This is a genomic window from Streptomyces sp. NPDC093261 (assembly GCF_044753645.1).
GTDB lineage: Bacteria > Actinomycetota > Actinomycetes > Streptomycetales > Streptomycetaceae > Streptomyces.
The window spans coordinates 374,344-386,965 of record NZ_JBIVNO010000001.1 but is presented as its reverse complement, the minus strand read 5'-3'; the positions used below and the strand labels follow the sequence as shown (position 1 = coordinate 386,965).

The window sequence follows — 12,622 nt, the reverse complement described above, 5'->3', positions numbered from 1 at the left end:
GGAGTCCGCCATGAGCGAAGAGCGCCCCCCGACCGACGCCGCTCAGGAGGAGGCAGCCGACGGCCGGGGCACCTCCTCTTCGGGCGCAGCCGACGCCGACGCCTGGGCCAAGGCGTGCGCCGAGGACCTCGCCGCGGAGAGGACCCGCCGCGGTACCCGGTACGGACCGCCGCCCGGCTCGGCCGCCGAGGAGCTGCGCAGGCTCGTCGACGCCGTCGCGGACAAGCTGTCCGAGCTGCCGACGCCCCTGTTGGGCGCCGCCGCCTCGGGCGCGGCCCAGCAGATGGTCCAGCAGGTGGTGCAGCAGGCCAAGGCCGCCGTGGAACCGGTGATAGAGCGCAACCCGGACGTCTTCGACCATCTCGCCGCGGCCGGTTCGGAGCTGCTCGCCGCCTACCGCTCCGCCGTCGAGGCCCGGGAGCGGCGCTGGACGAGCCGCACCTCCGGCGACGACGACCCCCGCCGCCGGGGCGGGGAGCAGGGGCCGGGGGAGCGCATCGACCTGGACTAGGGCCCGGACCAGGAGGCGTGGGGCCGCGGGGAGCGTCCGACGGGGCTCAGCCCCCTCGGGTACGGTGGGCCGTAGCGGGGCTCGACCGAAACTGAGGGATTCATGGGACTCACCATCGGCGTCGACATCGGCGGCACGAAGATCGCGGCCGGTGTGGTCGACGAGGAAGGCAACATCCTCTCGACCCACAAGGTGCCGACTCCGGGCACGCCCGAAGCGATCGTGGACGCCATTGCCGCTGCCGTCGAGGGCGCCCGTGCCGGGCACGAGATCGTCGGCGTGGGCATCGGAGCCGCCGGCTACGTCAACCGCCAGCGTTCCACGGTCTACTTCGCGCCGAACATCGACTGGCGCCAGGAGCCGCTGAAGGAGAAGGTCGAGGCCCGGGTGGGCCTCCCGGTGGTCGTCGAGAACGACGCGAACGCGGCCGCGTGGGGCGAGTACAGGTTCGGCGCGGGCAAGGGGCACCGCAACGTCATCTGCATCACGCTCGGCACCGGGCTCGGCGGCGGCATCATCATCGGCAACAAGCTCCGCCGCGGCCACTTCGGCGTGGCCGCCGAGTTCGGCCACATCCGTATGGTCCCGGACGGCCTGCTGTGCGGCTGCGGTTCGCAGGGCTGCTGGGAGCAGTACGCCTCCGGCCGCGCCCTCGTGCGGTACGCCAAGCAGCGCGCCAACGCCACCCCCGAGAACGCCGAGCTGCTGCTCTCGCTCGGTGACGGCAGCCCCGAGGGCATCGAGGGCAAGCACATCTCCATGGCCGCCCGCCAGGGCGACCCGGTGGCCGTCGACTCCTACCGCGAGCTGGCCCGCTGGGCCGGTGCCGGCCTCGCCGACCTGGCCTCGCTGTTCGACCCCTCCGCCTTCATCGTCGGCGGCGGCCTCTCGGACGAGGGCGAGCTGGTCCTCGACCCGATCCGCAAGTCGTACAAGCGCTGGCTGGTCGGCGGCAACTGGCGCCCGGTCGCCGATGTGATCGCCGCGCAGCTCGGCAACGAGGCGGGCCTGGTCGGCGCCGCGGACCTGGCCCGGGAGCCCGACCCGATCATGTGAGGTGAACAGGGGCGGAAGCGGACCGCGCGCAGGGTTCCCCCGCGGCGGCCACCTCCGCCCCTCACACGTCCGTCCCGCACCCGCCGCCTCCCCGCCCGTCCCGCACCCGCCGCCTCCCCGCGGCCGTCCCGCACCCGCCGTGCCTCTCACGCGCAGGCCCTCACGCGCGGCCGTCCCGCACCCGCCGCCTCCTACCGGCCGGCCCTCAAGCGCCGCGCCCCTCACGCGCGGCCGTCCCGCACCCGCCGCCTCACCCGCGGCCGTCCGGCACTCGCCGCCTCCTACCCGGCCGTCCCGCACTCGCCGCCTCCCCGCGGCCGTCCCGCACCCGCCGTGCCTCTCACGCGCAGGCCCTCACGCGCGGCCGTCCCGCACTCGCCGCCTCCCACCGGCCGGCCCGCACACGCCGCCACACCCGCGGCCGTCCCGCACTCGCCGCCTCCCCGCGGCCGTCCCGCACCCGCCGTGCCTCTCACGCGCAGGCCCTCACGCGCGGCCGTCCCGCACTCGCCGCCTCCCACCGGCCGGCCCGCACACGCCGCCACACCCGCCGCCTCCCACCGGCCGGCCCGCACACGCCCGCACACCCGCGGCCGGCCCGCACGCGGCACGCCTCACCGCCGATGCCCGCCCCGGCGTATCTTGATCGGCATGGCGACGACCCTCACGCTGCCCAACTCCCGCACCGAGCCCGATGGTTCGGCCGTCATCCGTGTCCTCAGCTACAACATCCGCTCGATGCGCGACGACACCGACGCGCTCGCCCGGGTGATCAGTGCCTGCGCGCCCGACCTGGTGCTCGTCCAGGAGGCGCCCCGTTTCTTCCGCTGGCGCAAGAAGCTCGCCCGGCTGGCGTCGGCCGCGAACCTCGTGATCCTCTCGGGCGGCGCCACCGCGGCCGGACCGGCCCTGCTGTGCTCGCTGCGCGCCACGGTCGAGCGCACCGAGGACGTGCTGCTGCCGCTCACCCCCGGACTGCACCGGCGGGGCCTCGCGACGGCGGTCGTACGGTTCGGCGGTGTCCGGCTCGGCGTCATCAGCTGCCATCTGAGCCTGCAGAAGGACGAGCGGTACGCGCAGGGCGGCATGCTGCTCGACCGGCTCGCCCGCCTCGGCACGGCGCACGCGATCGCCGGCGGTGATCTCAACGAACGGCCGGGCGGTCCCACCTTCGCGCGCCTGGCGGGCGAACTCCAGGACGGCTGGGCCACCGCCCCCTGGGGCGCCGAGCACACCTGGACGCCGTCCGATCCCTATCAGCGCATCGACGCGATCTTCGCCACGGGCGGCGTCGAGATCCTCGGCTGCGGTGTCCCGCTCGGCCATCCGGGAGTGACGGAGAACGACCTGAGGGCGGCCACGGACCACCTTCCGGTCCTGGCCGCCCTCAGGGTGCCCGCGTCGTCGTAGGGCGCTCAACGCCGTGGCGGGGCGCCGGTCAGACCACCGCGCCCCGGCCCGGGTCGTCGCCGTCGTCGTCTGTCTTCATCCGCACCACCAGCGTCGCGCAGCCGCCCAGGAAGCCGCCGACGCCGAGCGTGGTGAGCCACCACGTCATGTCCCAGCCGAGCAGCACTGCCAGCAGCAGCAGGACCGGGCCGCCGATCATCCCGAGCCAGGCGAACTTCGCCGTGGTGTCGGCCGTCGGCAGCGGCGGCGGCTCCGGGGGAACGAAATGCCCCTCGTCGTCCTCGTCGAAGTCGTCCTCCGAGGGCTCCGGCGCCGTGTAGTCGCGCGGGCCGACACCGGGCGCGAAGGAGATCGAACCGCCCAGCGGCTTCGGCGGCTCGATCTTCGTCTCGTCGCCCTTGCCGCCGGCCGGCTCCGGATCGGGCAGCGCCAGGTCCTCGATCGACCGGAACGGTCCGGCGCCCGGCGGGTCCGCCGGCTCCTCGCCGTACCCCGCGACGATCGCCGCCCAGGCGGCCTCCTCGTCGAGGGGCACACCCTTCTCTTCCGGCTCGCGGTCCTCGCGGTCGGAGTCGTGCTCAGCCACCTGCGGCCGTCCCTTCCTTGCCGAGACTGGGCGCGAGCCGGCCGATGAACGCGAGGCTCTCCTCGAAGATCCGGTCCGCATCGTGGTCCAACGTCGCCACGTGGTAGCTCTGTTCCAGCAGGATCTCCCGTACGTCCGTGGAGGAGACCCGGCTGAGGATCCGCGCCGAGTCGGCGGGCGGAACCACATGGTCCTGGGGGCTGTGCAGAAGCAGCAGCGGCTGGGTGACCTGCGGCAGCTCGCCGTCGACGACCCGGAAGAAGGCGCGCAGGGAGTGCGCGGCGTGCAGGGGCACCCGGTCGTAGCCCAGCTCGGTGCTTCCTTCCTTGGCGATGTCGCTGGCGATGCCCTTGGTCGTCCGGACGAGATGGCGGGCCACCGGGAGGGCGTACGCGGACAGGCCGTGCACCTTGTTCGCCGGGTTGACGACCACGATGCCGCTGACCGCCTCCCCGTGCCGGGCGGCGAGCCGCAGGGCCAGGGCACCGCCCATGGACAGCCCGGCCACGAACACCTGCGTGCAGCTCTCGCTCAGGGCGCGCAGCGCGCGGTCCACCTCCGCGTACCAGTCGGGCCAGCCGGTGAGCTGCATGTCCTCCCAGCGCGTGCCGTGCCCGGGCAGCAGCGGCAGAGACACGGTGAGGCCGCGCTCGGCGAGATACTCCGCCCAGGGGCGCAGTGACTGCGGGGAACCGGTGAAGCCGTGGCAGAGGAGGACGCCGATCTCCCCGCCCTCGTGGCGGTACGGCTCGGCTCCGGGGAGGACCGGCACGTCGGTCTCCTGTTCATGAAAAGGGGCTGGGCACGTCGATTGCAGGTACTTCACCGTACGCGACGGCACTGACACCGACCAGGGTCGTCGGACTCTTTGACGGCGGACCGGGTTAAGGTCTGTTCCACAGACACAGGAGGCACTCGGTTGTTGTACGGCGCGATGAAGGTATCCATCGGGGGGCCGCTGAAGCTCGCCTTCAGACCCTGGGTGGAAGGCCTCGAGAATGTCCCCGCCGAGGGTCCCGCCATACTGGCGAGCAACCATCTGTCCTTCTCGGACTCGTTCTTCCTGCCCGCGGTCCTGGACCGCAAGGTCACGTTCATCGCGAAGGCCGAGTACTTCACCACGCCGGGTGTGAAGGGACGGCTGACCGCCGCCTTCTTCAAGGGCGTGGGCCAGCTCCCCGTCGACCGCTCCGGAGCGCGCGGGGCGGGTGAGGCGGCCATCAAGAGCGGCATCGAGGTGCTGGAGCGCGGCGAGTTGTTCGGCATCTATCCGGAGGGCACCCGCTCGCCCGACGGCCGGCTCTATCGGGGCAAGCCCGGCGGTCTGGCCCGGGTGGCGCTCGCCACCGGCGCTCCCGTCATCCCCGTCGCCATGATCGACACCGAGAAGATCCAGCCTCCGGGGAAGATCGTCCCCAAGCTGATGCGCCCGGGCATCCGTATCGGCCGGCCGCTGGACTTCAGCCGCTACCAGGGCATGGAACACGACCGTTTCGTGCTGCGCGCGGTGACCGACGAGGTCATGTACGAGATCATGAAGCTCTCCGGCCAGGAGTACGTCGACATGTACGCGACCGCCGCCAAGCGGCAGATCGCGGAGGCGGCGAAGGCGGAGAAGCAGGCCCAGAAGGACGCCGCCCACGCGCAGAAGGACACCCAGAGGGACGCCGCGCAGGCGGAGAAGGGCACGCAGCAGGCGGCCGGAAAGGAACAGACGGGCGCGTAGGGGCGCGTCCGTTCGGCTCGGAGGGAGCGGGGACGGGCGTCGCCCGCGGGTGAACGGCCCACCAGGGGGAGGGGCATGGCCAGGCGCGAGCGGGTCGTCAGGATGTCGGTCGAGCAGCCTCTGTGGCGCGCGCTCACGGCGTACCGCGTACTCACGATGCTGTACGCGATCGGGCTGTTCGCCACCGCCTACGGCAGGTTCGCGCGGCCCTGGACGGCGATCGCCTACTACGTCGTGCTCAGCGTCTGGACGCTGGCCACACTGCCCAGGGTGGCGAACGCGGCGAGCTGCACCAAGCGGTTCCTCGCCGCCGACCTCGCCATCGCCCTCACCGGCGTCCTCCTGACGCCCCTGGCCGACACCCATCAGCGGATCCTCGCGGGCGGCCCGACCCTGCCGTCGATATGGACCGCCGGATCCGTCCTCGCGTACGCCGTCAAGGGCGGCTGGCGCTGGGCGGCCCTCGCCTCCACCCTGGTCGCCGCGGCCAATCTGGTCGAACGCGGCGCCCCCGCCCGCGACACCGTCCACAACGTGGTGCTCGTGTGCATCGCCTCCATCGCGATCGGCTACGTCGTCGAGGTCGCCCGTGCCTCCGAGCGCACCCTCGCCCGCGCCCTGGAGATCGAGGCCGCGACCCGTGAGCGGGAGCGGCTGGCCCGGGACATCCACGACGGCGTGCTCCAGGTGCTCGCCATGGTGCAGCGGCGCGGTACCGCCCTCGGCGGCGAGGCCGCGGAGCTGGGCCGGCTCGCCGGTGAGCAGGAGGTCGCACTGCGCACCCTGGTCACCGGCGGCCTCGTGCCCCTCTCACGGGTGTCGGAGGACGCGGCGCTCGGCGCGGTCGTCCGCGTGGTCGACGAGCCGGACGCCGAGGACGGCCCGGTGGACCTGCGCCTGCTGCTCGTCCCCTACGCCGGCGCGCGGGTGACGCTCTCCGAGCCGGGCGCCCCCGTGCCCCTCGGCCCGGCCGCCGCGCGCGAGGTCGCCTCCGCCGTCGGTGCCGCCCTGGACAATGTCCGCCGGCACGCGGGGCCGGAGGCGCGTGCCTGGATCCTGGTCGAGGACGAGCCGGACTCCATTGTCGTGACCGTGCGCGACGACGGGCCGGGCATCCCCGAGGGGCGGCTCGCCCAGGCCGAGGGGGAGGGGCGGCTCGGGGTGGCCCAGTCGATCCGCGGCCGGCTGCGCGACATCGGCGGCACGGCCGAGCTGATCTCCGTCCCGGGCCAGGGCACGGAAGTGGAACTGAAGATACCGAAGGACGCGGGGGCCCGGGGGGCCTCACAGGGGAGGGCCGAGACGCGATGACCGCCGACACCGGGGACGTGCCGCAGGAACCGATCAAGGTCATGGTGGTGGACGACCACCCCATGTGGCGGGACGCCGTCGCCCGCGACCTGACCGAGTCCGGCTTCGACGTGGTCGCCACCGCGGGCGACGGCGAGCAGGCGGTGCGCCGCGCCCTGGCCGCCGCGCCCGACGTCCTCGTCCTGGACCTCAATCTGCCCGCGAAGCCGGGCGTGCAGGTGTGCAAGGAGCTCGTGGGCGCCGATCCGGCGTTGCGGGTCCTGGTGCTGTCGGCGAGCGGTGAGCACGCGGATGTGCTGGAGGCGGTGAAGTCGGGCGCGACGGGCTATCTGCTGAAGTCCGCGTCCACACAGGAGCTGCTCGACGCGGTGCGCCGTACGGCGGTCGGGGACCCGGTGTTCACCCCGGGTCTCGCGGGGCTGGTCCTCGGCGAGTACCGCCGCCTCGCCGCCGAACCGGCCCTTGCCGCGGGTGCCGGCGAGCCGGAGGCGCCGCGGCTGACCGACCGTGAGACCGAGGTGCTGCGGCTGGTGGCCAAGGGCCTGAGCTACAAGCAGATCGCCGAACGCCTGGTCATCTCGCACCGCACCGTGCAGAACCATGTGCAGAACACCCTCGGCAAGCTCCAGCTGCACAACAGGGTGGAGCTGGTGCGGTACGCGATCGAGCGAGGACTGGACGGGGACTGACGGGGACTGGACGAGGACCGAGGAGGACTGGACGAGGACCGGGCGAGGACCGAGGAGAGCTGACGGGCGCGGCCAGGCGTGCGAGGGGGAGTGAATCGCTCACACGTGCCTCCACTACCCACCTTCGAGTGAAGTCCGAATCATCCTGAGTGATCAACTCCCCGACTATTCACCGGAATTGACCTTTCGAGGCATGCCGAAGTGACGTGCGTCACCATTAGCGTGACCCGCATCAGGCAACCGCGGCGAAGGGACATTTCCATGCGGGTCGGAGTACTGACCGGAGGCGGCGACTGCCCCGGGCTCAACGCCGTCATCCGGGGCATCGTGCGCAAGGGCGTGCAGGAGTACGGCTACGACTTCGTCGGCTACCGGGACGGCTGGCGGGGTCCCCTCGAGGGCGACACCGTGCGGCTGGACATCCCTGCCGTGCGCGGCATCCTGCCCCGCGGCGGCACGATCCTCGGCTCCTCGCGCACCAATCCGCTCAAGCAGGAGAACGGCATCCGCCGTATCAAGGACAACCTCGCCAAGGACGAGGTCGACGCGCTCATCGCGATCGGCGGCGAGGACACCCTCGGAGTCGCGGCACGCCTGGCCGGCGAGTTCGGCGTCCAGGTCGTCGGCGTCCCCAAGACCATCGACAACGACCTGTCCGCCACCGACTACACCTTCGGCTTCGACACCGCCGTCAACATCGCGACCGAGGCGATCGACCGCCTGCACACGACGGCCGAGTCGCATATGCGGGTCCTGGTGGTGGAGGTCATGGGCCGCCACGCGGGCTGGATCGCGATCCACTCGGGGCTGGCCGGCGGCGCGAACGCGATCCTCATCCCCGAGCAGCGCTTCGACGTCGACCAGGTGTGCGCCTGGGTGACGTCGCGGTTCAAGGCGTCGTACGCCCCGATCGTGGTGGTGGCCGAGGGCGCGATGCCCAAGGACGGCGACATGGTGCTCAAGGACCAGTCGCTGGACTCGTTCGGGCATGTGCGCCTCTCGGGCGTCGGCGAGTGGCTCGCGAAGGAGATCGAGAAGCGCACGGGCAAGGAGGCCCGTACGACCGTTCTCGGCCATGTCCAGCGCGGCGGCACGCCCAGCGCCTTCGACCGCTGGCTCGCCACCCGCTTCGGCCTGCACGCCATCGAGGCCGTCCGCGACGGCGACTTCGGCAAGATGGTCGCCCTGCGCTCCACCGAGATCGTGCGCGTTCCGCTCTCGGAGGCCACGGCCAGGCTGAAGACGGTCGACCTCAAGCTGTACGAAGAGGTCGGCGTGTTCTTCGGCTGACGGCCCGCACGGGCCCTGACCCTCTCCTCATGGGGGTGCCGTCCGCACGGGCACCCCCAGCCCACCCGTCTCCTCCTCCGCCGGGCGCTACCGCGCCGGTCGCCGCTCGGACAGCGCGCCGGCGCCGCACAGCCGGCCGGCCAGCTCCCGAAGGATGCCGGCGCCGTTCAGCGTCAGCACCGACTCCGGATGGAACTGCACCCCGGCGAAGCCGGGCCCGCGCAGCGCGTACACCTCCCCGCCCGCGCCCCGGCTGACCTCGACGCCGTGCGCCGCCAGTTCCGTGGCCGCCTCGTCGTCGCAACGCGCCACGAAGCTGTTGTAGAAGCCGACGGTCTCCCGCCGCCCGAACAGGTCGATCTCCGTCTGCGCGCCCTGGTACGGCACCTCCTTGCGGACGATCTCCAGCCCCAGTTCGGCCGCGAGCAGCTCATGGCCCAGGCAGACGCCCAGCACGCCGTGCCGGTGCCCCCGGACGACCTCCGCCGTCAGCGCCCGCAGGAAGCGCATCTTGGGGTCCTTCGGGTCCGACGGGTCGCCCGGGCCCGGCCCGAGCACCACCGGGCCCTCGTTCGCGAGCACCGCCTCCCGCAGCCCCTGCTCGTCGTAGCGCCGTACGCTCACCTCCAGGCCCGACGACCGCAGCACATGCGTGAGCATCGCCGTGAAGGTGTCCTCACCGTCGACGACCAGCGCGTGCCCGGTCAGTTCGGGGGACGGCGTCTGCATCCGCAGCCAGAACGGCGAGAGCAGGGCCCGCCGCCCGTCCAGCGCCGCCCGCACCCGGGGGTCGTCGGCCAGCCGGGGGCATGCGTGCTCCGCGACCGGCCGGGCCGCCGCCACCCCCAGCGCCGCCAGCACCCCCGCCGCCTTGGCGTGCGTCTCCGCGACCTCGCTCGCGGGGTCCGAGCCGCGCACCAGGGTGGCGCCGACCGGCACCCGCAGCGTGCCGTCCGCGTCGATGTCGGCGGTGCGGATGAGGATGGGGGAGTCCAGGGTCTGGGCGCCGCCCGCGTCCCGTCCGATGAGCGCCAGCGCCCCCGCGTAGTAGCCACGCCCGCCGGTCTCGTACCGCTCGATGACCCGGCAGGCGTTCTGCACGGGCGAGCCGGTGACGGTGGCCGCGAACATGGTCTCGCGCAGCACCTCCCGCGCGTCCAGGGACGTCCGCCCGCGCAGCTCGTACTCGGTGTGCGCGAGGTGCGCCATCTCCTTCAGCCGCGGCCCGACGACCATCCCGCCCCGGTCGCCGACCGTGCACATCATCTTCAGCTCCTCGTCGACCACCATCGACAGCTCCTCGATCTCCTTGCCGTCGGCGAGGAAGCGGAGCAGGTCCTCGGGCGTCGCTCCGCCGGCCGGATAGCGGTAGGTGCCGCTGATCGGGTTCATCACGACGGTCCCCCCGGTCCGTCCCCCGCCGTCGCCGTCGGCCGGGAGCGCGTCGCGCCCGTCCCTCCCGCCGGACATCCGCACATGCACCTCGGGGCTGGCCCCGACCAGGGTGCGGTCGCCGGTGTGCACCACGAAGGTCCAATACGCGCCGCGCTCGCCGACCAGCAGCCGCCGGAACAGCGCGAGCGCGTCGGCCCGGCAGAACCCGGGGAGGCGGCCCTCGTACGTCCGGCGGATCACGAAGTTCGCGCCCTCGCCGCGGCCGATCTCCTCGCGCAGCACCCGCCCGACGATCCCGGCGTACTCCTCGTCGGGAACGTCGAAGCCACCGTCCTCGACGCGGACGTCGTGCCGCGGCAGTTGGGCCAGGGCCTGCTCCAGCGGGAGGGTGCGGGACTCCTCGGGGAGCAGGGCCAGCAGCGGGGTGCCGTCGTCGTGGACGTCGAAGCCGCGCTCGCGGATCTGGCGGTACGGGATCAGAGCCAGTGCCTCGCCGGGGAGGTCGGCGAGGCGCGCGTACTCCTCGACCGGGCCGACCAGTACCTCCACGGTGTCGTGATCGTGCCCGGGGGTGCGGCGGCGGAGCAGGGCGAACGGGCGGGGGTCGGTCGGCAGATCGGTCAGCTGCATGGTCCGTGTCCTTCTCGGTGATCGGTGAGGCGAGAGGGAACGGCCCGGTGCCGGAAACACGGAAGGCCGCCCCTCGGGCGGCCTTCGCGAAGTCGTGGGTACGCGCGTCAGTGGGCCGCCGGAGAAGCGGTCCACCACCAGGTCTGGCTCGTGTGCGCGAACATGCGACGCACTGTACCCCATGTCCACAGCGTGTAGCGGGTGTCTCACTTTCTGGGCGCGGGGCGGGAGGCCCCACCCGACCCCGTACTGTTGAGGGCGTGACCGTGAACGCTAAGACCAGCTCCGGTGCTGGCAACACCTGGCGAGACCTGCCCGCGGCGCAGCAGCCCGAGTACCCCGACCCCGAGGCTCTGCGCAAGGTGATCGCGGAGCTCGAGTCGTATCCGCCACTCGTCTTCGCGGGCGAGTGCGACCAGCTGCGCGCCCGGATGGGAGCCGTCGCCAGGGGCGAGGCGTTCCTGTTGCAGGGCGGCGACTGCGCGGAGGCCTTCGACGCGGTGTCCGCCGATCACATCCGCAACAAGCTCAAGACGCTGCTCCAGATGGGCGCCGTGCTCACGTACGCGGCCTCGGTCCCGGTCGTGAAGGTCGGCCGGATCGCCGGCCAGTACTCCAAGCCGCGCTCCAAGCCGACGGAGACCCGCGACGGGGTGACCCTGCCGGTCTACCGCGGCGACTCCGTCAACGGCTTCGAGTTCACCGAGGAGTCCCGGATCCCCGACCCGGAGCGCCTGAAGCGGATGTACCACACGTCCGCCTCGACGCTGAACCTGGTGCGCGCCTTCACCACGGGCGGCTACGCCGATCTGCGCCAGGTGCACGCCTGGAACCAGGACTTCGTGAGGTCGTCGCCGTCCGGGCAGCGCTACGAGCAGCTCGCGCGCGAGATCGACAACGCCCTGAACTTCATGCACGCCTGCGGGACCGACCCGGAGGAGTTCAAGACCGTCGAGTTCTACTCCTCGCACGAGGCGCTGCTGCTGGACTACGAGTCGGCGCTGACCCGGACCGACTCGCGCACCGGGCAGCTGTACGACGTGTCCGGGCACATGGTGTGGATCGGTGAGCGCACCCGCCAGCTCGACGGTGCGCACATCGAGTTCGCCTCCCGGATCCGCAATCCGATCGGCATCAAGCTGGGTCCGACGACCACGGCCGAGGAGGCGCTTCAGTACATCGACCGCCTCGACCCGGACCGGGAGCCCGGCCGGCTGACCTTCATCGTGCGCATGGGCGCGGACAAGATCCGCGACCGGCTGCCCGAGCTGGTGGAGAAGGTGACGGCCTCGGGCGCGGTGGTGGCCTGGGTGACCGACCCGATGCACGGCAACACCTTCGAGGCGGCCTCCGGCCACAAGACCCGCCGCTTCGACGATGTGCTCGACGAGGTCAAGGGCTTCTTCGAGGTACACAAGGAGCTGGGCACGCACCCGGGCGGCATCCATGTCGAGCTGACCGGCGACGATGTCACCGAGTGCGTGGGCGGCGGCGACGAGATCTTCGTCGACGATCTGCACCAGCGCTACGAGACGGCGTGCGACCCGCGGCTGAACCGCAGCCAGTCCCTCGACCTGGCGTTCCTCGTCGCGGAGATGTACCGGGACCAGTAGCCCGCGGGCTGCTGCCGGCGGGTGAGTGGGGCGCGGATCACATGCGATCCGCGCCCCGACCCGCTTCTACGGGTCCGGGGACGCAGGTAAGGTTAGGTTTGCCTCACCGAAACGATCGGGGCGGCACGACCCAGCGATCCCGTCGGGAGGTGAACCGCGTGTACGTCTGCAGTTGCTTCGGCATCACCGAGCAGCAGGTCAAGGACCACGCGGCGAACGGCGCCTGCACTCCCCGGCAGGTCGCGTCGGCCTGCAAGGCGGGCACGGACTGCGGGTCGTGCGTACGGCGGATCCAGGCGCTGCTGGGCAGGGGCGCGTGCCCGCGCCGCGAACTCGCCGACCGGGGCGAACCGGTTCTCTCCACTCCGGACGGCCCGGGGAGCCTGCGGGACGCCGCCTAGCGCT

The 12,622-nt window shown here is 72.5% G+C and carries 13 protein-coding genes; 9 read left to right on the top strand and 4 right to left on the bottom strand.

The genetic code is table 11. The features are described from left to right. Window positions 1–10: 10 nt before the first annotated feature. From ACIP94_RS01805 to ACIP94_RS01795, 3 genes are all read left to right on the top strand, one after another. On the top strand, window positions 11–511 hold the full coding sequence (locus tag ACIP94_RS01805; protein WP_402418065.1) for a DUF5304 family protein: 501 nt from the start codon (window positions 11–13) through the stop codon (window positions 509–511). 102 nt (window positions 512–613) lie between these two features. After that, window positions 614–1,567: an ROK family glucokinase gene (locus ACIP94_RS01800; protein WP_402418064.1), complete on the top strand. Its 954-nt coding sequence runs from the start codon at window positions 614–616 to the stop codon at window positions 1,565–1,567. Between the two features lie 651 nt (window positions 1,568–2,218). Further along, the gene (locus ACIP94_RS01795; RefSeq protein ID WP_402418062.1) at window positions 2,219–2,977 is read left to right on the top strand and encodes an endonuclease/exonuclease/phosphatase family protein; all 759 of its coding nucleotides are present in this window, start codon (window positions 2,219–2,221) and stop codon (window positions 2,975–2,977) included. Window positions 2,978–3,005: 28 nt separating this feature from the next. Here the strand turns inward: ACIP94_RS01795 and ACIP94_RS01790 are convergent, their stop codons facing one another. Continuing rightward, on the bottom strand, window positions 3,006–3,563 hold the full coding sequence (locus ACIP94_RS01790) for a hypothetical protein (protein ID WP_402418060.1): 558 nt from the start codon (window positions 3,561–3,563) through the stop codon (window positions 3,006–3,008). Further along, window positions 3,556–4,335: an alpha/beta hydrolase gene (locus ACIP94_RS01785; RefSeq protein ID WP_402418058.1), complete on the bottom strand. Its 780-nt coding sequence runs from the start codon at window positions 4,333–4,335 to the stop codon at window positions 3,556–3,558. Before ACIP94_RS01785 ends, ACIP94_RS01790 begins: the two co-directional genes overlap by 8 nt. A 162-nt stretch (window positions 4,336–4,497) precedes the next feature. Here ACIP94_RS01785 and ACIP94_RS01780 point away from each other — a divergent pair, with 162 nt between their 5' ends. The 4 genes from ACIP94_RS01780 (at window position 4,498) to ACIP94_RS01765 (ending at window position 8,579) form a co-directional block, all read left to right on the top strand. After that, window positions 4,498–5,289, top strand: a complete 792-nt coding sequence (locus tag ACIP94_RS01780; RefSeq protein ID WP_402418057.1) for a lysophospholipid acyltransferase family protein — start codon at window positions 4,498–4,500, stop codon at window positions 5,287–5,289. A gap of 75 nt (window positions 5,290–5,364) precedes the next feature. After that, entirely contained in the window at window positions 5,365–6,600 is a 1,236-nt protein-coding gene (gene macS, locus ACIP94_RS01775; RefSeq protein WP_402418056.1) for a MacS family sensor histidine kinase, read from the top strand. After that, window positions 6,597–7,289 carry a response regulator gene (locus ACIP94_RS01770; protein ID WP_402418054.1) on the top strand — a complete coding sequence of 231 codons (693 nt, stop codon included), beginning with the start codon at window positions 6,597–6,599 and terminating at the stop codon, window positions 7,287–7,289. Before macS ends, ACIP94_RS01770 begins: the two co-directional genes overlap by 4 nt. Before the next feature lie 261 nt (window positions 7,290–7,550). Next, a complete protein-coding gene (locus ACIP94_RS01765; protein WP_402418053.1) occupies window positions 7,551–8,579 on the top strand; it encodes a 6-phosphofructokinase in 1,029 nt (342 codons plus the stop codon). A gap of 87 nt (window positions 8,580–8,666) precedes the next feature. Here ACIP94_RS01765 and ACIP94_RS01760 read toward each other — a convergent pair whose 3' ends face one another. Together ACIP94_RS01760 and ACIP94_RS01755 are read right to left on the bottom strand one after the other, a co-directional pair. Then, window positions 8,667–10,604 carry an anthranilate synthase family protein gene (locus tag ACIP94_RS01760; RefSeq protein ID WP_402418052.1) on the bottom strand — a complete coding sequence of 646 codons (1,938 nt, stop codon included), beginning with the start codon at window positions 10,602–10,604 and terminating at the stop codon, window positions 8,667–8,669. A 107-nt stretch (window positions 10,605–10,711) separates the two neighbouring features. Further along, complete coding sequence (locus tag ACIP94_RS01755) at window positions 10,712–10,768, bottom strand: trp operon leader peptide (RefSeq protein ID WP_402420297.1); 57 nt, start codon at window positions 10,766–10,768, stop codon at window positions 10,712–10,714. A gap of 96 nt (window positions 10,769–10,864) precedes the next feature. On the opposite strand from ACIP94_RS01755, the gene ACIP94_RS01750 reads away from it, so the two are divergent. Together ACIP94_RS01750 and ACIP94_RS01745 are read left to right on the top strand one after the other, a co-directional pair. After that, window positions 10,865–12,217, top strand: a complete 1,353-nt coding sequence (locus ACIP94_RS01750) for a class II 3-deoxy-7-phosphoheptulonate synthase (RefSeq protein WP_402418051.1) — start codon at window positions 10,865–10,867, stop codon at window positions 12,215–12,217. 158 nt (window positions 12,218–12,375) lie between these two features. Further along, window positions 12,376–12,618 carry a bacterioferritin-associated ferredoxin gene (locus ACIP94_RS01745; RefSeq protein ID WP_402418050.1) on the top strand — a complete coding sequence of 81 codons (243 nt, stop codon included), beginning with the start codon at window positions 12,376–12,378 and terminating at the stop codon, window positions 12,616–12,618. Window positions 12,619–12,622: the final 4 nt, after the last annotated feature.